The sequence below is a fragment of the Acidisphaera sp. S103 genome, from assembly GCF_009765975.1.
GTDB lineage: Bacteria > Pseudomonadota > Alphaproteobacteria > Acetobacterales > Acetobacteraceae > Rhodopila.
Genome location: NZ_LMUJ01000033.1, coordinates 42,984 through 62,374 on the forward strand (window position 1 = coordinate 42,984; position 19,391 = coordinate 62,374).

The following is a 19,391-nucleotide window of genomic DNA, read 5'->3' on the forward strand; positions in this document are numbered from 1 at the left end:
GCCATGGATCTCCCGGCGGCCTTGGAACCCATATAAGCGACCCGGTATCGGAACATTCAGGTGGACGGCTTCTCGATGCGCGTTAGCCTGGCCTCGATCCGATCCAACGATTGAGCATGTCTGGCGCTGAGCCCGATGAGTTCGGTCAACGCGGTGATGAGAGGAGACTCCCCGTCCTCTTCGCGATCCGCGACGGCTGACAGTATTTGAGACAACATCGACCCGTGGTGTGCCAGAACTTGGCAGAGCTGAGACAATCCGGCCGTCAAAGTCTCGACTGCGCCCGTCAATTCCTGGATTGCGTGGGTGTCTTCGTCACTCAATTTCGAACCCTTTCCCGGCGTCGTTTTTCAGCACCTTGTTGATGCCCAGCCATGACCGATACGCCACACCCTGCTTCATGATACCTGGCTCGGTAGGACGTGTTGATCCTGGGGTGCCGTCCCCTATATAGGGGTATCATGGCGGCAAGAACACCAGATATAGCTCGAATACGAGACTCGGCGTTGGCCAGGCGTTCGCCCCTATACCGATGGCTGCTGGCCAATCACCAGAAATTCGCGGCTGTCATCGACAAGGCCGACGGCCTGTTCCGGTGGCAAGACATCGCGGCTGGATTTGCGGCTGAAGGACTCACGGACACCAACGGCAACCCACCCTCTGCCGCCACGGCGAAGGCGACCTGGGAGCGGGTCACCAAAGCGATCGAGTCCCGTAAGTTACGAAAAAAGAAGCAAATCGGCCACCCCAGGCCGCCTGCTGCTGGCATCGTGCAACCAGTGCCGTCCTCGTTCCAGACTTCCGCGCCGCCGAGAAGGACATCTTATGAGTTCAAGCTTGCCAGCCTGAAGAAACATCCCGCCGAGGAAAAGCCGTAATGTCGATCATCCAATTTAATCGCTCATCGCGTCCCTCGTTCCCTGCTGCGAAGTTGGCGCTTGCGCCAGACGTAAGCACACCGACAGTCGTTGAACGTCCCGCCGCGGTGGACCTGACCGGCAAACGCAAAGTCTGGTTTATCATTGGTCGCGGCCGCATCGGCAAAACAACCCTGACGCGATGGCTCGTTGAAACGATCGAGGGCCGGGGCGTCGAAAAGCTCGTCGTTGCGGCGGTCGATCCGGTTAACCGCACGTTACGCAACTTTGTCGAAGGCGTCGCTGAACCCCCGTCGGCCGACCCCTCTGAAGTCAAAGACTGGCTCTGGGATTTGTTGCAGCATGTCGAACACGGCAAGTTGAATGCCCTGATTGACCTGGGAGGTGGCGACACGGCGTTGTCGGCATTGCTTCGCGAGACCCCCGATCTGGCCGGCATGTTATCCGAAAACGGCGTTGAGCCTGTCGCGGTACATGTGGTGGGAACAGACCAACATGACCTATCCCCGCTGGCTCTGACGGAAAGCCAGGGTTTTCAGCCTAAAGCGACAGCCGTTGTGCTCAATGAGGGGCTGGGTCGCCGTGAGAAGTTCGATCCCATCTTTGTACATCCGACGTTCCAGGCGGCGATCGGGCGTGGCGGCGTCCAGCTTTGGATGCCGATCCTAACACCCGACGTTGCACATCGATGCGATGCGGAGGGGTGGCAGTACCGGAACGTCCGACACTTAGGTGGCCCATTTGCTGCGAGTGCCGTCCATAACTGGCTTCGCCGGATGGGTGACGAATTCGCGCCGGTGCAGTCTTGGCTGCCGGAGTAGCCTGGTGACGAGCGCCCTCGGCATCCGTTCCGAGGCAAACCCGCTCGGCCCCGAGGTCGACAAACTGGTCGCGGAAGCTCTGGCGGCGTTGGAGAAAATGGAGACGGAGGCGGTGGCCAGCGGCGATCCGATGGCAGGCTACTTCGCGATGCAGGCGCTCATGCTGCGGGCAAACAGGGCACTGCTGAATGGCACGACGACAGCAGCCGCACAGCCACATCATCCGGTCACGGATGTGCAGTGGCGGGCGGTGCGTGGCGATCTGCGGCGCACGCTCGAACGGATCGCCGAACCACGGATCGACCATGTTGTCGAGGCATCGCGGTTTCGGTCCTGGGCCATTCTGGCGGCGGCCTGTGCCACGTTGCTGGTGATCGGCATCGCGGCTGGCCATTTCGCGTGGCCTGCCCGATGCATTGACTACAGTAACGGCACCAAATGGTGCCAGAGGTGATGGGATGCCATGACCACGATGATCCCGGAGGTGCCGTTTGGTGCGGGGCGGCTACTCCGGCTGAGTATGGCGGATTTGAATGAGTTCCGCGCCGGTTTGTTCGGCCTTATGGAGCAGTTGCCACCCAAGGGATGATCCGGGGGCCGAAAGCTCCATCATCGGCAACGACTTACCCGGCCAGCCATGGTTACGGAACGGTCCCGGGGGAAATTCCGGCATTTGGTAACAACCGCCATCGGCCGAGCGTTGAGCCTCTGTTCGCAACGCCCTCGCGGCACCGCCTTTCCGGCGTGCAGTGCTTGTCTCCGGCCTTTATCCTAGTGGCGCTATAGTTACCGAACGAGGCGTCCGTTCCGTCGCGGCACACCGAACTGGGGACGATAACGACTGATGCCTTGACGGCGGTGCTACTCAGTATTACTTGGCGATAGGAGGTAGCCATGACCGCGAAGACGTCGATTTCGCTGACCGACGATCAGGAAGCCTATGCGCGCACGCTCGTCGAGAGCGGGCAGTACCCGAGCCTCAGCGCGGTTCTCCAGCGCGGTCTGGAGATGCTGCGGCGCGATTCCGAGATGCACGATGCGGAACTCCAGGCCCTCCGGTCACTGATTGATCAGCGGCGTGCCGGAGCTTTCGTCGATCTCGACGAGGGTGAGGCGGAGACCCGCGCGATGCTGGGGCGCAAGAGAAAAGCGCGTGCGACGATATAAGGTCAGCCGCGCGGCAGACGTTACGGGCGACCTCGACCTCATCGAGGAATATTTAGTTCATGTCTACCAGGAATTCGGGGACGACCTGGAGAATGCGGTGGAGCGAGCGGCCGCTCGCATCGACGAGGCCCTGGCCTACATGCGGACATTCGCGGCCCATCCCCACCGAGGCACCGAACACACGAAGATCAGGCCCGGCATTCGGACCGTGACCAACAAGAATTTTATCTTCTACTTCGAGATCGATGAGCCGTCATCAGAGGTTAGAATACTCGCTACGTTTTTCGGCGGCGTAGACCACAGGCAGCAGATCCTGGATCGTTTTCGGCACTGACCGCTTGGACCCGCGGCGTGGGTATAGGTGGCAACTGCTCCATAATGCCGGGTTTGTTGCCGGAGCGGGGCGATTTCAATTGTATTCGAGAAGAGCTGCATGCTCATTTTGACGGGTTCGCCCGAGCGTTCTTCCCGGATCCCAACATCCGCTCGTCCCATTTTGGCGAGTATCGCTCCGTCCTCGAGGGACCGCTTTGGTGAAGGTTTTCCGACGCCTGACGGCATCCGAAAACCTTCACCGACCCAGCCATTTACCGCTACTCCCACAGAACGACCGCTTCGGAGAAACGGTGCCGCTCGTCTGAACAGCCGCAAACGGGCGCACAGCGGTCGGCGCCTTGAGGTGCTGAATGTCAGGTTCCTGGAACGGCCGATCGGCCATTCCATCGGCCGACTTGGGTCGACAGCTGCCGCTTGGGAACGGCAGCACAGGGTGGTGAGCGTTCCGTCAGCTTTCGAGTATTCGAGGCTGAAACCAGACACTTGCTTATATCCGGTTCTCGCCCGGAGCGGCAGTCTCTTCAGGCACTTGAGCCGATGAAGCCGACATCCAGAATGTGAGCTAACCCGGCAGCCGTGCCCACCTTGCTTCCCTGAAAGTGATCCCATCATATAGGGCAAGTGCCGAAACCTGTGTGGAAGGTCGCTCCCGGCGCAGCTTCGCCTTGATGTCAAGGAGGGATTCTGTCAGCGATGGTGTCTCTCTCAGTTGTTAAGCAGGGATGAAAAAATGTTCACTTTGACCATCAACGGGCAAGCCCGCGAGGTCGACGTTTCTGCGGACATGCCGCTGCTGTGGGTGCTGCGCGACCATCTCAATCTGGTCGGCACCAAATACGGCTGCGGGGTTGCCCAGTGTGGCGTCTGCACCGTGCATGTGGGCGGCAAGCCGGTGCGTTCCTGCCAACTGTCCGTTGGCGATGTCGGCACCCGCGCCGTCGTCACCATTGAAGGGGTCGGTGCCACACCCAACGGCGCGCGGGTCCGGCAGGCCTGGATCGAAGCTGCCGTGCCGCAATGCGGCTATTGCCAAGCCGGCCAGATCATGTCGGCCACGGCACTGCTGAACGGTAACCCCCGCCCTGACGATGCGGATATCGACGCAGCCATGGCAGGCAATCTCTGTCGCTGCGGGACCTATATTCGCATCCGGCGAGCAATCAAAAATGCTGCCGCCGGTGCGGCCTGACGATGAAGAAAATCGTCGGGATTGTCGTTGCCCTCATTGTTGTTGTTGCGCTTGGAGCCGCTGGCTGGGTGTATCTCGGCCGTAATCCGATGGCCTTTGCCGGCGGTTCGACCGTGGCGCTGCAGGACTACGAGGCCAGCAGTGTTACCGGCGTTCCTGCACAGCTTGTGAAGGCCGACCTGGTGACGCGCGGCGAATATCTGACCCATGCCGCGGATTGCCAAGCGTGCCACAGCGCACCGGGCAGCGCTCCGTTCACGGGTGGCTTCGCCCTCACCACGCCGTTCGGCACCATCTATTCCACCAACATCACCCCGGACAAGCAAACCGGCATTGGCAACTACACCGACGCCCAGTTCCTGGCAGTCATGCACAGGGGAATTCGCGCCGATGGCGAGCACCTGTATCCCGCCATGCCCTATGCCTCGTACACCTACATGACGGACGGCGATGTGCAGGCGATCAAGGCCTATCTCTTTACGTTGGCGCCGCACCATGCCCCCGCAAGGAAGGACCAGCTTTCCTGGCCCTTCAACCATCGCAGCCTGCTGACGCTGTGGGGCGTGGCGTTCAATCCCGATACGCGCTTCCGCCCCAATACCGGCGAGAGCCCGCAATGGAATCGAGGCGCCTATCTGGCCGAAGCGATGGGTCATTGTGGCGAATGCCATACCCCGCGCAACATTGCCTTTGCGCTGGACAACCACAGCAAATTCACGGGCGCCGTCACCGCAGGCTGGCGCGCCTACAACATCACGAGCGACAGGGATTCCGGCATCGGTAGCTGGAGCGACCAAGACCTGTACCAGTATCTTTCCACTGGTCATGCCAACGGACATGGCGGCGCGGCTGGTCCCATGGGTGAGGCCAGTGACGACAGCCTCAGCTATCTGGTGCCGAACGACGTACATGCGCTGGTGACTTATCTGCGCAGCGTTCCCGCCGAGAAAAGCGACCTGCCGCGTACCGTCACCGCGCCTGCACCGGCTTCGTACAAGCAAGGTGTGGTCGCGGACTTCGACCCGCGCGGCGAGAAGATCTTCGCGGGCGCCTGCGCAAGCTGCCATGACTGGACCGGCGTGAGCCCGGTCACCGGCTATGCCACCCTGACTGGCGTGCGCGCGGTGAACGATCCGAATGCGACCAATGTGGCGCAGGCAGTCATCAACGGTGTCAACCGGCAGACCGATGCAGGCAAGATCTTCATGCCAGCTTTCGGCCAGGGGCTGTCCGACGACGACATCGCCGCCGTGGCAAATTATGTGACGGCCCGCTTTGGTGCCAAAGGCGCGCACCTGACAAGCCAAGATGTGGCGAATCTGCGAAAGCAGGCCCCCCAGCAATCGAATTCCCGGGAGACTCCCAATGGTTGACACCGAGTCCAATTTTGCCGGGTCCAATGATTATCTTTCGGCGCTGATCGAGGACCTGCGCGCTGTACCGGCGGCCAAAGCGTCGTTTACTGCGGGGCGGCGTAGCCTCTTCAAACTGGCTGGCGCGACCGCATTGGTGCTGGGCTTCCAACTGGGAGACGCTGGTTACGCCCATGCGGCGGCGGACGGCGCGGACCAAGGCACAGCAGACCAGGCCATGAACGCGTTTATCCGCATCGCTCCGGACAATACCATTACCATCTATTCCAAATGTCCGGAGATCGGCCAGGGGATCAAGACCTCCTTCGGCCTGATCATTGCCGAGGAACTCGACGCAGACTGGAACCATGTTGTCATGGAGCAGGCGGACATCAATCCGAAAGTCTATGGGTACCAGGGCGCGGGCGGTTCGACGTCGATTCCGCGCGCCTGGGACCAGTTGCGTCAGGCTGGCGCCGGGGCCAAAGCGATGCTCGTTGCCGCTGCTGCCAGCCAGTGGGGCGTGGAGGCGCCGCAGATCAACGCCAAGGATTCGGTCCTGACCCATGCCGCCAGCGGCAGATCCGCGACCTATGGGTCGCTTGCGGCGGCCGCGGCAAAGCTGCCGGTGCCTGCCGTCGCGGACCTGAAGCTGAAGTCTCGCGCTGAGTACCGATTGTTAGGCAAGCGCTATCGCGGCGTCGACGACCCCAAGGTCGTCACCGGCCATAATCTGTTCGGGATCGATGTCCAGGTTCCCGGCATGGTCTATGCCACCTACGCCAAATGTCCGGCAGCGGGCGGCAAGGTGCGGTCCTTCAACGTGGCGGAGATCAAGGCCCAGCCCGGCGTACTCGACGCCTTTGCCCTGGACGGCACTGGCATGGTGATCGAAGTGATGCCGGGCGTGGCCATCATCGCCCGGGATACCTGGAGTGCCTTCCAGGCGAAGGGCAAGCTCAAGGTGGATTGGGACCTCGGCGAGGCGTCCACTGATTCTTCAGCGCAGATCTCCGCTCATGCGCGAACGCTGGCGGCCAATTTCCCGGCAAAGCCGAGCGCCAATGTCGGCGATGTGGACACGTCCTTCGCCGACGCTGCTAAGACCGTTGAGGCCTATTACGACTATCCCTTCGCCGCTCATGCGCCGCTGGAACCCATGAACACCACGGCGCACTGGCATGACGGCGTGATGGAAATGTGGGTGCCCACACAGCAACCTGATCGCGCCTTGCCGCAGGTTGCCAAGCTGGCCGGCATACCGCAGGACAAGATCGTCATGCACCAGACCCGCGTGGGGGGCGGTTTCGGTCGGCGTTTGGTCAACGACTATACCTGCGAGGCCGCGGCCATCGCGCGCAAGCTCAACGTCCCGGTCAAGCTACAATGGGCCCGAGAGGACGATTTTGCTCACGATTTCTATCGTCCCGCCGGCTACCATCAGTTCAAGGGCGCGATCGACAAGAATGGCAGGCTCGACGCGTGGCAGGAACATTTCATCACTTTCACCGCGGATGGCAAAAAGGAAGGCCCTGGCGCCAACCTCACCGAAAACCTGAAATACTCGATCAAGGCGCCCAATCTGCGCCGCGGCACGACGATGTTGCCGCTGAAGATCCCAACCGGCGCATGGCGTGCGCCGGGTGACAATGCCCAGGTCTTCGCGGCGCAAAGCTTCATGCATGAGTTGTCGCTGGCCTCGGGTCGCGACCATGTCCAGTTCCTGATCGATGCCGTGAACCGGGAGGTGCCTGCGCTGGCGCCCAAGGACCCGAGCGTCAATTTCAGCCCTAAGCGGGCAAGCGACGTGATCGCGATGTGCGCGCAAAAGGCGGGCTGGGGCAAGACCATGCCGAAAGGCAGCGGCCTGGGCTTGGCTTGGTGCTATTCCCATGCCGGCCATGCCGCACAGGCGGTTGAGCTCAGTGTGGATGCCAACAAGCAGATCACGATTCATCGCATCGTGGCGGTGCTTGATGTTGGCCCCATCATTGACATGGCCGGGTCCGAAGCCCAGGCGCAAGGCGCGTCAACCGACGCGCTTTCAACGGCGATGGGCCTCAAGATCGATATCCAAAACGGCGTGATCCTGGAGCAGAACTACAATGCCTATCCCATTCTGCGGATGCCTTTCGCGCCAATGACAATCGACGCCTATTTCATCCAATCGGACAATCCGCCGACGGGAATGGGTGAACCTGCTTTCCCCGCGCTGGCGCCCGCGCTGGGCAATGCTATCTTCACCGCCACGGGAGAGCGGGTGCGCCACCTCCCGTTACGCGATCTGGGATACGCGCTCGCGGCTTGAAGCCTCCGTCCTGGTTCAGTCTGGCATGAGACCCCGCGCGAATGGCGCACTCCCGGCGCGCGACGGCCAAGCCTACGATGAAGTCTGCGATCGCAAGGCAACCGCTCTGAGTATCGAAACAGCAGCACATCTGGCCATGGCGGCCAGCGATGGGAAGCCGGAACTAGGGCAATTTGCGGATGGCGCACCCGTGCCAGGGCCTTCTGAACCGCAAGCTTCCTGGCGGCGGGAAGAACGTCCGCTTCCGGGACTGTCGAAAAGGGTTGCCGGTGACTGAATAGGTGAATCAACCGCCGGCGCGTGCAAACGTCACTGCCCAACTCTGAACCACGACTATTGTGAATGCCGGTCCGAATCCGTAGTTTTTTGCCGATGCGAGAAAAGTTGGCCCGAAATTTGCCCGGCGACCTTGCCGGGACCTGCGTCGAAAACGTGGTGAGCGGAAACGGCCATGCACCCTTGCTGTGTCAAGGCCGTCAGCCGCCGAAGGCGGTGGCCGAAGGCCAGCCTTTACACAGGAAAGGTGCATGGCCTCAGAATCGCCACCGAGGTTGGTGGCAGGCCCGCGGCGCCCTGCCTGGTGGCACCAACGCCCCTGGTATTGCTTGTGTGAGATTCATCGGCAAAAACTACGGATTCGGACCGGCGCTAACAACTATCCCGACAAGTGGTGAGGTCCAGGGGCTCGGCCCCTGGCGGGGTTTGGGGCAGCGCCCCAATCTTCCTTTGCCTCAGCGGCAAATGGTTGGGGCGACAGCTTATAACTCAACCACAGCACCAATCCCGCAAAGCGGGTTCGTGCTTGGGTCGAGAGCGGCGGTCGTGTTCCTCGGGCGGTACGACTTCTCGCTGCCCGACACCTTTATGAACGGCGGTCTGAGGCCGCTCAGGAACCCTATTTCCGCATGGGACTTTCGAACAGCGTGATGCCGGCTTTCTGTTCCTTTCAGCCGCACAGGCCGCCACAGGCGGGGCAGTCGTCGTCCATCTGGCAGACCCGAGCGTCGGACCAGGCGCAATCGCAGCGCGGGCATTCGTAGCGAACAAGGAACATCGGGATACCTCCAGACGGGTCTTCCACATCTGCGGAAGGCCCCGGTTCCGGTTGATGCAGGTCAGTCGAAGCTGCGCCAGTAACCGGTGCCGCGCTTCGCGCGTCTTTCCTTCCGGATGGGAGCGGTGGAATAACCGCGTTCCGCGAGTGCGCGGCGGATCACGTCATGACAGACGCCGATTTCCGCCTCGATGTAGGAGAAGGTCCGGCCCTTCGCGCGCATTTTCAGGACCATGTCGAGTTCATCGGGTGTTAGGCTCATGCGCCGGGCGACCTGGGCCTCGGCCAGCTTCTGGCGATGTGCCGCCCAGCGGGGATCGGTGGCGACATAGGCCTTTTGCGCCGCGGACACCTTCTGGCGCTGTTCCCCTGACATGGGGGGACGACGGCTGGGATTGCTGCCCCGGTGGTGACTGCGGTTCGGGCTATGCGGATGGGGTTCCCGCTGCGGGCTGTGAGTGCTGCGGGTGTCGGTGTCGGGCGTTGTCTCGCTCATGGTCCTGTGCCTTTCGTTTCGGAAGCAGCGCGCTGCTTCCTGCCCGTCGGCGAGACCGGGGCGTGCAAGCGGAAAGGGGCTTCGCGGGGACCCGGAACGAAACGAAATTGCCGGCTGCGGAAATTTCGTCTGCGTTCTGGGCGGAAGCCCCTTGGAGCGCGCCGAGGGGCTGGCCCCTAAGCCCGCGCAGCGGGGCGGGCCGCGTCTGCGGCCGCATGTGCGCTTGCGCGAGGGAGTGTGACCTGTAGGGCGTGCGCCGTTGTGGTGCGAAGAAGAAAGGAGTGTTCGAAAGGACGAAGCTCACTGGCAGAGCTTCTGCCCACCCGGCTTACTGGTGCCGATGATGGCGCTTTGCGGTCGGCACCAGGCGGCGTTGAACGTCCGCTTGTGAGATCGCCTCTTGGACCGTCGCAGGACCAGCTAGGGTCGAATGTGGCCGCGCGGAGCGTGCCCTCATCTCTGATGACAAAGGCGGGGTCTACCGGATGCACAGATCGTGGGAACGATTTTTCGTGCTCTGGCGCTGAAATCTCGATTCGCTGTCGGCGGGTCTATGTGGCAATCGAGGGTGATTCGGCGATGACGGGACTGGGACATTTTGGCCATCGGCAGCGGGAAAAAGCGGGTGAATTTTTGCTGAACCGGCTGCATGAAGTGGGCCAGCAAGGCATACAAGTCCGCACGCTTGGTGGGAACCGAGGCAATGAGATGAAGATCAGGCGGTTCCTGCACAACCCGGCGGTCACCCCGGACGAGATGATCGAGACCGCACTGGGCCATACCCTCACCCTGGTCGCCGGACGGCATATTCTGGCGATCCAGGACACCACCAGCCTGCGCGACGACGGCAAGCAAAAGGGCCACTATCTGCACCCGACGATCGCAGTGGATGCGGACGCTGGCACGCTGTTGGGTGTGGTGTCGGCCAGTTTCCTGCTGCGCACGGGAAAGAAGAAGACGCATTGCAACACGCGTCCGTTCGCGCAGAAGGAAAGCGCCCGCTGGCTGGAAGCCACATGCGAGGCGGCCAGGCTGGCCGAGGCCGGGGCACGGTGCGTGACGGTGGTGGCGGACCGGGAATGCGACATCTACGACGAATTCGCGCTGCGTCCGGCGACCACCGAGCTGCTGATCCGCTGTCATCACGACCGCGTCCTGGCGGACGGGACACGGCTGTATGCCAGCACCAGTGAACGGACCGAACTGGGCCGCGACATCGTCCACGTGCCGGCCGCGCCCGGGCGGGCTGAACGCGACGCGGTGGTGGCGCTGTACAGCCGCCAGGTGAGCTTGCGGCGCCCGAAGCGCAACAGCGCCGAGGAGACGGCGAAACTGCCGCCGGAGACGACGCTGAACTATGTCGAGGTCCGCGAGATCGGCGCGCCGCCCCGCGGCAAGCCGCTGCACTGGCGGCTGCTGACCACGCACCGCGTCGCGACGGCCGCCGATGCGCGCCGGATCGTCGGCTTCTACCGCCGGCGCTGGATCGTCGAGCAATTGTTCCGCGTGATGAAAACCCACGGCTTCGATATCGAAGCCGTGGTGATGGAAGACGTGATGGCGTTCGAGAACCTCGTCGCCGCGACGCTGATCGCCGCCGTGCGGGTGTTGCAGATGGTGTACGAGCGCGACGGCGCCGCAAGCGGCCACTGACGGACGCGTTCAGCCCGGAGGACCAGCCCGTCCTGGAGGCGATTGGCGCCACACTCGAAGGCAAGACGGTCAAGCAGAAGAACCCTCATCCGCCGGGATCGCTGGCCTATGCCACCTGGGTCTGTGCAAGGCTTGGCGGCTGGACCGGCTACTATGGACGACCCGGTCCAATCGTCATCTTTGCTGGGCTCGACCGCTTTACAGCCATGGCCGCGGGCTACAGGATTAGAAAGCTTCACTAATGGCCCAACCAGCACGCAGCCGGAATGTTTCCGAGAAGTGCGAATCCGGTAGAGGCGGGGTGGGCCAGTTGGCAACCCGACAAAACCCTTATGCAGAAGTACCAGCTGAAGGACCCCTCCTGATTCGTATGGGAATGCCGGCTAGCCTCGAAAGGCCGTCGGAATGCCGGCGAGGCGCAAGCCTTCCGCATAGTGCATTTTGTCGCATTCCCGCTCAATCGGGGTGTCTTCCAGGAAGCGCTCAATGGTGAAATACGGGTCTCGTTCCAAGAAACGGCGTCGGATCGACGCCGCCTCCCGGTCACGTCGTAGATATCCCAGCGCTGCAAGGTATGGCTTGTAGGCCGCCGAGAACGACGGGTTTAGCTCAATCACCCCCCGACCGATGTCAACCGCGGTCTGGTAGTCGCGTTTCATCAGGCGGACCAACACGAAGCAGGCGTTGAAGAAGAAGCCGTGCGGGTCGAACGGCGACAGCGTCTTGTAACGGTCATTGCGTCGCTCGGCCTCATCCAGGTCGCCGGCATAGGTGTGGGCAGCAGCAGACAATGCCCAAGCCATTGCCAGGTTCGGATTGAGCGATAGTGCCCGGTCGTGTAGCACCATCGCCTCCGGCAAACGCCGATGCAGAATGGCCCGTACATGGCCACTGACGGCCAAACCGCGCGCGTCCAAAGGGTCAAGGACGGTGGCTCGTTCGGCCAACACGCCGGCTTTTTCCATGATTGCCGCCGGGTTTTCAGCCCAATGCTGTTCAGCGAGGAACATGTGCCAGTAGGCATACCAAGCGTACGATTGGGCTTGGTCGGGCTCAAGGTCAATCGCCTCGGCCAGATATCGCCCGGCCAGCATGAACGGCTCCTGCTCAATTTGTCCGATCAATGGAATCGCCCGCAGCATCAGATCATAGGCGGTTGGATCGGCCGGCTTATGGCTCGTGCTTCGCTTCGCCTCGATCAGCGGAATTTCTGGATCGATCTGTGCCGCAACCTCGGCGGCGATTTCATCCTGCAACGACAATGGGTCGTCGTTCTTACAGTCGAAGCGGCGTGCCCAGACGACCTGCGCGCTTGAGCGCAGGTCCAGGAGCTGCAAGCTAACACGGACTTTGTCGGCGGCTCGCTGCACCGAACCATCCAGCAGGAAATCCAACCCAAACGCCCGGCTGATTGCGGCCTCGTTACGGTTATCAGCCGCGAAGCGGTCGAGGGAGTCGGATGAGAGAATGGACATCCATCGGAATTGTGATAACGCGTTGGCAATTTCGTCTGCTAATCCTTGCGCCAGACTTGCGTGTTCGTTGCTCGAGCTGATCAGGCGGAACGGCATGACGCCGATGCGCGTACCCTCAGACATAATCGTTACGTCTACGCAAAAACTTGACGCGGCCGTCGGCTCTTGAAGCACCCCAGGTTTCGCCGGTGAGGCGACGGTCACGACTGGCGGAGTTAGTTGAGGCTGCCCTTGGTGGTATGAAGGGCCCCTGATGTCATATGAAAGCTTCTGCGTCTCTGCCGAAGGCATTGCATCGACTGTATCCGCTAATGCTGCTCGGCAGCGGTTATAGGCTCGGATTGCTAGTCCGCGCTCACCGCGTGTGTGATGGGCATTCATCAGAGCCCGCCAGGCACCTTCGTGTACACGGTCAATCGTCAATACCCGTTCTGCTGCCTCGATCGCCTCGTCAGGACTGGTAATGCCTTGCAACATTGACTCGGCGATTCTGAGACTGCGGTTGCGTAGCTGAGTACGCTCGCCTTGCAGCCAAGCGTCGAACTTGGGATCGATTCGTTCCAAATCCTCCAACAAGTCGGCATCCAGCAGGGAAAGCGCCGAGGGCCTTGTAGAATCCGCCTGCGTTACCTCCTGAAAGTCGGTGGAGACCGCGCTTGGCCGAAAGGCCAGGTGACCGCGCGCGACGATCAGGATGTCGGCTTCTGCCGGGGCCAGCGCATCCAGTAGGCGGTGTATTTCTTGGCGCAGTGAGGCACGCCCCTGTTTCGCCGAACTGCGGCTCCATAGATGCTCGATCAACCGGCTCCGCAAAACGGGACGGGGCGCTGCCATGGCGACGCAGGCTAGCAGTGCCCGGGTTTTGCGTCCGGGCGGCAGCACATTTTCATCGTTCCCAGCCCAGGCCCCCATAGGTCCGATTAGGCGGATCCGAACCGCTGCATGATCGCTCATGGTCTCGCATCTTTCGCTATATCGCCAGGGCTATATCGGCGGCATTTTTGTCGGGCCGCTTAACCACCCAAATGTCTCCTGAAGAGACTGCGCATCAGATGTAACTCGACATCATTATGGCTGTTGCTTGTTATCATAACATCACAGATATGCCTTTGTGTTCGCCCGAATTCCGGCATAGGTCATCGCCTGAGTGTGGCCGATAATCTCAACGGTTTCATGCCATCGATTTCTGGGCGATGGGCAATCGTCCTGCCCCTCAACGGTCGGACACGAGATGCCCGCAAGTTCCGCAATATATCGATACGAAACAAAAAAACTTGATCAGACTCGTGTCGAGTCGCGGGTGCTGGTACGAGCAAATTAACGTCGATTCACCTTCGTGCATGAGTGGTGCCCACCAACTAAAATTACAATTGGCGGTTCGTCTTTGCACAAACGCGTGTGCTAGCGGGCGGCCACGCTGCATCGAACGTAGGTCGGTGTGTGGGGTCGAATCGGCCGCGGAACCGACCGAATCGCCAAATCCCTCGTTTCACGCTCCTATCACGTTCAATCCACTTCCTGCACTCCGAGATTTACAGTATAATAACAGTATATTGACAGATATATCTATTATCGTCTGGTACGACGAGAATATGCTGTAGTCGACAGACAGGATACCAAGAATTTGACCATACTGCATGAGGCGTCTATCTGCTATCGATGTCTGCGCTGTGGTAATCTATGATGATTTGATGGAGAATCAAACAGTCGATCGATTCTGGATATCGTGGAATCAGGCGAATCTCTGCTGTGACCGCTTTGGGTCCGTGAGGCGCGCCTGGACCATCAAATCATCTCTTCCGCAACTTTATAGAACTATAGGGCGTCGAGATGAGTGATATTGAGCAGATCACGGGAGGGGAACACAAGCGGGCCATCACCCTGGCCTCCAGGCCATATGTCGCCTGGCTTGATGGCACCGCCGCCCGATTTACGGTGATTGGACCCCCGCAGTTGGTAATCTTCAAGGGTGGCAAGAAAATTGTCCATCAGATCGGCACCGCCGCGCTTCCGGGTCTAGTGCTGTGGGCCAATCCTCATTTGGCAGGCTTGATGATTGCGGTCTCGTGGTCCGATTGTGTGTGGCAGAGCGCAATCGGCCGCTGAGGCTGGCTCGTATGCGAGCCCGGCAAAGACGCTCGCTGACAACCCCTACGTATGGTTTGGCGACACGAACGAGCTGCGGAGGCAGCATGTCATTTGTCACCGCCGGGACAGCTATCTCGGCACAGCATCTCACTGCCTGCAATGCGATCCGAAGTACCGGAAGGGACACCGCTCTCATGATCGATCTGTTTGGCGGCGGCAATCCCGGCTCGCTTGGCGCCAATGGCGGGCAGACGGTCGGTAACATGTGTCTTTATGACCAGCGTCACGTGACACCTTTGTTTCCTCGACCGGTTCGCCAGGTGTTTCGTGGACCAGCTGGCGCTCGAAAATACTCTCGCTACCGCGGTCTCGCAGGCGGAGCAGAGCGGCAGCGCCGACAGGATCATTCCGGCGCTTTTCAGCGAGTCTGGCAACTCGCCGAATGGCTCCAGTGTGGATCCGGGCGGCGTCGAGACCTTGGCTGCGGTCATCCTCCACGCCGCGAACCGCAGTCCTCCGCCTGCGGCAAACCATCTACATGGAGTCATTCATGAGAACGGCTACCTGCCGTACTATCGTCCCCACCCGTCGCGCTGCGCTCGGCTTTAGTGTGGCGACCATTGCCGCTGGCGGCTGCGCACTGAGGTCCCGCTGCCATGGTTGATTCGCCGGATGCAGCGATCGTCGCGCTGTGCGATAGTCTGATCGAGATCGAGATCGAAGCCACCGCGCTCGTTGCCCAAAGGCTGACGATCGCCGATGAACGCCGCACCGAGGCGCAGATGACCGCGCTTGAACGCCGACGGGCCGACGTGGTGGCCGAACTGATGCGCCGCGGGCCGCCGAGGACCATGACGGAGATCCGGGCCGTGGCCCGGGCTTCGTTGGCCACCCACGGAAACAAAAATGGAGAAGGCGCGGTCGTGCCGATCTGCTGTGGCCATTGGTTGGCGCTCACCGTGTGCGAATGCCTCGCTGACGTCTAGAGACAAAGGGAAAGGGAGAGCACGATCGGCTGCTGCGTGTTGATCCACGCCATGCGTACATCCTCCCTCGGCCAGAGCACAAACCCGGACAGTACCCGCAGTGCTGCTGTGCATGTCGATTTGTCCACCTGGACGTCTATCCCCCCCGATCCTCCGGCAGTCCCAGCGGGGGGGAGGGGGATGTGGGGCTGTCTGGGAAGATGGTCAGATGAACATCTATGCGTGGTCGGATCGTGGGTGGTCGCGGGCTGGCCCAGTTGAACTCTCAGGGCCAGGCGACCTGCAACCCATTGTTCTTGCTGGCATCGGTTCAATGCGGAAGGCGTGGCGGGTCTATCGGACCGGCCCCACGCAGGTGGTGTTCGAGACCGTCTATCGCCGGCGCAGCAGGAACAGGTGGCTGCCTGGGTTCGGGCCGGCCGGTGTTGGGAAAGGACGGGGTGGTGCGCTGGCGGCGGATTGATCTGCAAGCGAAGATTGCCGAAACGTTCGGGCTGCACTTGCACGAGCGGAGTGTCGGCAAGCTGCTGCGGCGCCTGGGGTTTCGGCATATCTCAGTGCGTCCGAGGCACCCGCGGGCAGAGGTTTCCGCCCAGGAGGCGCATAAAAAAACTTTGTCGCACTGGTTTCCGAAGTCATCCCGGCCCATGCCCGCGGCAAAGCCATCGAGCTTTGGTGGCAAGACAAGGCGCGGGTCGGCCAGCAGGGCAGCCTGACCTATATCTGGGCTGAGCAGGGCAGCCGTCCGCCAGCCTTACGCGACCTGCGGTATGACTGGGCTTACATATTTAGCGCCGTGTGCCCGGCGCGCGAAATCGGTGTTGGCCGGGTTCTACCAGAGGCCAATGCGCAGACCATGAACGTGCACCTGGCCGAAGTCGGTCGGACGATCGCGCCGGGCGCCTTCGGGGTGATCATCCTGGACGGTGCCGGCTGGCATCAGACCGGTGGCCGGTTGGTGGTGCCGGCCAATCCGGCCTTGTTGCACTTGCCGCCATACGCGCCGGAACTCAATCCAGTCGAGAACGTCTGGCAGTATCTCCGGCAAAACTTTCTCAGCAACCGTGTATTCGAAAGCTATGAGGCTATCGTCGACGCATGCTGTGATGCCTGGAACGCATTGATGGCTCCGCCAGAACGCATCCGGTCGATCACTCAACGCGATTGGGCAAAAACGGTCAGTTCATAGGGCCGTTGGTCTCAGACGCGAGGGATGGTTCGCCGGGGTACGGCTGCTCGGACGGACGCAGCTGAAAAGCGTGCTGGTTTAGCCCATCTTATTCAGTGCGCCCCAACGGCGCGGTTCACCAGTGGAGGGAGGATCCACCCAGGGAGTTGTCGGTAGACCCTGGTAGCTGACGAGCGGTTCGTTCGGGCAACCGGGCGGGCCGAAGCCTCGTGACAAAGGCCGCCTTTGGGCGGTTGAGCAATCCGGCAGGCCGTAACGTGAGTAAAGCCTGAGCAGGCCTCGAAAGTGAAGTCATGGACGCCGACCCGCCTGAATAACGGGGAAGGCCCAAGTGGGACGGGGTAGCAACCGACAGACGGACCCGTTCTGGTCCATCGGGGTAGTGGGCACGGCATGTCGAAAGGGTGAACCGGGTAATTGGGGGAGACCCGTCGCGGGCGAGGGTAGCGGCCTCGACGTCGTCGCAGGACGGCGGCCCAGGCGGGTGTCGGACAGGGTCATAGTACTGTCGAGGCCGGGTAACTCCGGCGGAGGGAAGGGCCCTGACTTCTGGTACGCTTTCGAAGGAGCCGAGGATCGGGATTGGTGATGAGCCTGACAACACCCGATAAGATCAGAACGCTTCAGAGGAAGCTCTATTTCAAGGCGAAGGCGGAGCCGAACTTCCGGTTCTATCTGCTCTACGACAAGGTCTACCGCGCGGACATACTGCGCCATGCGTATGACCTGGTACGCGCCAACAAGGGCGCACCAGGCGTCGATGGCGTGGACTTCGCGGCGATCGAGGCGGCAGGGCTGGAGAACTGGCTGGACGGCATCGAGACGGAACTGCGAACCAAGACGTACCAGCCCCAACCGGTGCGAAGGGTGATGATCCCCAAGCCCGGCGGCGGCGAGCGGCCGCTTGGCATCCCGACGATCCGGGACCGAGTGGTGCAGACCGCCGCGAAATTGGTGCTGGAGCCGATCTTCGAGGCGGACCTCGAACCGAGTGCCTATGGCTACCGACCAGGCCGCAGCGGCATCGATGCGGTCAAGGAAGTGCACCGACTGCTGTGCCAAGGGTTCACCGATGTGGTGGACGCCGACCTGTCGAAGTATTTCGATACGATTCCGCACGATGAACTCTTACGTTCGGTCGCGGCGCGGATCGTCGACCGCCATGTCCTGCGCCTGATCAAGGCGTGGCTCAAGGCACCGGTCGAGGAAACGGACCCGGATGGACGGCGGCGCATGAGTGGTGGCAAGCAAAGCACCTGCGGTACGCCGCAGGGCGGGGTGATCAGCCCACTGCTGGCCAACCGTTACATGAACCGCTTCCTCCGGCACTGGCGAAACCAGGGCCGCGGTGAGGCCTACAAAGCGCATATCGTGAACTATGCCGACGACTTCGTCATCCTCAGCCGCGGATACGCGGAGGAGGCCCTGGCATGGACGCGGCAGGTCATGACCAGGCTCGGGCTCACCGTCAACGAAACGAAAACTGCCTTGCGCAATGCGAGGCAGGAACACTTCGACTTCCTGGGCTACAGCTTCGGACCGCACTACTACCGGAAGGATGGCCACTGGTATCTGGGGGCCAGTCCGTCGCAGAAGAGCGTGCAACGCCTCAAGGCGCGTGTGGCGGAGATCACGGTCCCCTCCAATGTTGCTCCTTGGGATGAGGTGCGCACCCGGTTGAACAATCTCCTGCGGGGCTGGGCGACTTACTTCAGCTACGGCACGCGGCTGATGGCCTACCGGGCGGCGGACCACCACGTCTACGAGTCGGTTCGCGGGTTCCTGACGCGGCGCCACAAGGTGCCTTCGCGAGGCACACGGCGATTCTCGGACCCTGTGGTCTTTGGAAAGCTGGGTGTCGCAGCCACTCCAAATCCGTAGCTATTTGCTGAAGCGTTGTCAGCTGGCCGTGCTGCGCTTCGGCGCTCCGGATTGTCCAGGTAGTCCATAGGAGGGACCCGCCCCGAAGCGGAGCGCCCTTTCGCGCGCAGCGAAGCGAAGGGGCGGGAGGTCCCTGTGGACCCACCTGGACAATCCGGGATGGCACTCCAGGGGAGTGCCTGGCCTCGGGATATTTGAGGGTGATGCGGTAGACCTGTCGGGATTGGAAGGCAGGCACGGCGCCGATCCATCACCTGGCCAGTTTTGCTTCGGCGCCGCGCCCTACACCGTGCAGAGGCACGATTGCAGGGGCATCATCGCAGTCGCGACGGCGCGCGTCCACGCCATCGGCGGGCGCATGACGGGAGCGGCGGTTGCGACCACGATCGTCTGCCGCAAGCCCGGCTGTTTCTATGCGCGGCCCCAGGTTGTCGTGCCCAGGCGCTCATTTGCAGCCATTGCGACCGGGGCCACATCTACTGCGCCGAGTGTGCGCCGCACGCGCGCCGACGTTCGCT

General features: G+C 61.6%; 17 protein-coding genes and 1 pseudogene. 14 read left to right on the top strand and 4 right to left on the bottom strand.

Annotation, left to right across the window (positions count from 1 at the left end; translation table 11 throughout):
- Window positions 1-56: 56 nt before the first annotated feature.
- Entirely contained in the window at window positions 57-323 is a 267-nt protein-coding gene (locus GSQ89_RS07805; protein WP_158923713.1) for a hypothetical protein, read from the bottom strand.
- Between the two features lie 183 nt (window positions 324-506).
- On the opposite strand from GSQ89_RS07805, the gene GSQ89_RS07810 reads away from it, so the two are divergent.
- From GSQ89_RS07810 to GSQ89_RS07845, 9 genes are all read left to right on the top strand, one after another.
- On the top strand, window positions 507-878 hold the full coding sequence (locus tag GSQ89_RS07810; RefSeq protein ID WP_158923715.1) for a hypothetical protein: 372 nt from the start codon (window positions 507-509) through the stop codon (window positions 876-878).
- Window positions 878-1,699, top strand: a complete 822-nt coding sequence (locus tag GSQ89_RS07815; RefSeq protein WP_158923717.1) for a hypothetical protein — start codon at window positions 878-880, stop codon at window positions 1,697-1,699. The genes GSQ89_RS07810 and GSQ89_RS07815 overlap by 1 nt, the downstream gene beginning before the upstream one ends.
- A 4-nt stretch (window positions 1,700-1,703) precedes the next feature.
- A complete protein-coding gene (locus GSQ89_RS07820; RefSeq protein ID WP_158923720.1) occupies window positions 1,704-2,153 on the top strand; it encodes a hypothetical protein in 450 nt (149 codons plus the stop codon).
- A 9-nt stretch (window positions 2,154-2,162) separates the two neighbouring features.
- The gene (locus GSQ89_RS39755; RefSeq protein WP_256367305.1) at window positions 2,163-2,288 is read left to right on the top strand and encodes a hypothetical protein; all 126 of its coding nucleotides are present in this window, start codon (window positions 2,163-2,165) and stop codon (window positions 2,286-2,288) included.
- A gap of 305 nt (window positions 2,289-2,593) precedes the next feature.
- Entirely contained in the window at window positions 2,594-2,866 is a 273-nt protein-coding gene (locus GSQ89_RS07825) for a type II toxin-antitoxin system ParD family antitoxin (RefSeq protein ID WP_158923722.1), read from the top strand.
- Window positions 2,853-3,200 (top strand): type II toxin-antitoxin system RelE/ParE family toxin, encoded by a 348-nt coding sequence (locus GSQ89_RS07830; RefSeq protein WP_158923724.1) that lies wholly within the window; start codon window positions 2,853-2,855, stop codon window positions 3,198-3,200. Before GSQ89_RS07825 ends, GSQ89_RS07830 begins: the two co-directional genes overlap by 14 nt.
- Window positions 3,201-3,932: 732 nt before the next feature.
- A complete protein-coding gene (locus tag GSQ89_RS07835) occupies window positions 3,933-4,391 on the top strand; it encodes a (2Fe-2S)-binding protein (RefSeq protein ID WP_158923726.1) in 459 nt (152 codons plus the stop codon).
- A gap of 2 nt (window positions 4,392-4,393) precedes the next feature.
- Window positions 4,394-5,764 (top strand): c-type cytochrome, encoded by a 1,371-nt coding sequence (locus GSQ89_RS07840; RefSeq protein ID WP_158923728.1) that lies wholly within the window; start codon window positions 4,394-4,396, stop codon window positions 5,762-5,764.
- Window positions 5,757-8,051 (top strand): xanthine dehydrogenase family protein molybdopterin-binding subunit, encoded by a 2,295-nt coding sequence (locus GSQ89_RS07845; protein WP_158923730.1) that lies wholly within the window; start codon window positions 5,757-5,759, stop codon window positions 8,049-8,051. Before GSQ89_RS07840 ends, GSQ89_RS07845 begins: the two co-directional genes overlap by 8 nt.
- A 1,115-nt stretch (window positions 8,052-9,166) precedes the next feature.
- Here the strand turns inward: GSQ89_RS07845 and GSQ89_RS07850 are convergent.
- Window positions 9,167-9,601 carry a hypothetical protein gene (locus tag GSQ89_RS07850; protein WP_158923732.1) on the bottom strand — a complete coding sequence of 145 codons (435 nt, stop codon included), beginning with the start codon at window positions 9,599-9,601 and terminating at the stop codon, window positions 9,167-9,169.
- 633 nt (window positions 9,602-10,234) lie between these two features.
- Here GSQ89_RS07850 and GSQ89_RS07855 point away from each other — a divergent pair.
- Entirely contained in the window at window positions 10,235-11,254 is a 1,020-nt protein-coding gene (locus GSQ89_RS07855; RefSeq protein WP_158923734.1) for an IS4 family transposase, read from the top strand.
- A 383-nt stretch (window positions 11,255-11,637) separates the two neighbouring features.
- Here the strand turns inward: GSQ89_RS07855 and GSQ89_RS07860 are convergent, their stop codons facing one another.
- Window positions 11,638-13,530, bottom strand: a complete 1,893-nt coding sequence (locus tag GSQ89_RS07860) for a BTAD domain-containing putative transcriptional regulator (RefSeq protein ID WP_158923736.1) — start codon at window positions 13,528-13,530, stop codon at window positions 11,638-11,640.
- Between the two features lie 1,029 nt (window positions 13,531-14,559).
- Between GSQ89_RS07860 and GSQ89_RS07865 the strand changes: the two genes are divergently transcribed.
- Window positions 14,560-14,835 carry a hypothetical protein gene (locus GSQ89_RS07865; RefSeq protein WP_158923738.1) on the top strand — a complete coding sequence of 92 codons (276 nt, stop codon included), beginning with the start codon at window positions 14,560-14,562 and terminating at the stop codon, window positions 14,833-14,835.
- 89 nt (window positions 14,836-14,924) lie between these two features.
- On the opposite strand, the gene GSQ89_RS07870 is transcribed toward GSQ89_RS07865, so the two are convergent.
- Window positions 14,925-15,308 carry a hypothetical protein gene (locus GSQ89_RS07870; RefSeq protein ID WP_158923740.1) on the bottom strand — a complete coding sequence of 128 codons (384 nt, stop codon included), beginning with the start codon at window positions 15,306-15,308 and terminating at the stop codon, window positions 14,925-14,927.
- A 165-nt stretch (window positions 15,309-15,473) separates the two neighbouring features.
- Between GSQ89_RS07870 and GSQ89_RS07875 the strand changes: the two genes are divergently transcribed.
- The 3 genes and pseudogenes from GSQ89_RS07875 (at window position 15,474) to ltrA (ending at window position 18,873) form a co-directional block, all read left to right on the top strand.
- Complete coding sequence (locus tag GSQ89_RS07875) at window positions 15,474-15,803, top strand: hypothetical protein (RefSeq protein WP_158923741.1); 330 nt, start codon at window positions 15,474-15,476, stop codon at window positions 15,801-15,803.
- A 303-nt stretch (window positions 15,804-16,106) separates the two neighbouring features.
- Window positions 16,107-16,992 (top strand): annotated as a pseudogene (locus GSQ89_RS39115) (IS630 family transposase); the annotation flags it as partial.
- 588 nt (window positions 16,993-17,580) lie between these two features.
- Window positions 17,581-18,873: a group II intron reverse transcriptase/maturase gene (gene ltrA / locus GSQ89_RS07890; protein WP_174254835.1), complete on the top strand. Its 1,293-nt coding sequence runs from the start codon at window positions 17,581-17,583 to the stop codon at window positions 18,871-18,873.
- The last annotated feature ends 518 nt before the right edge of the window (window positions 18,874-19,391 follow it).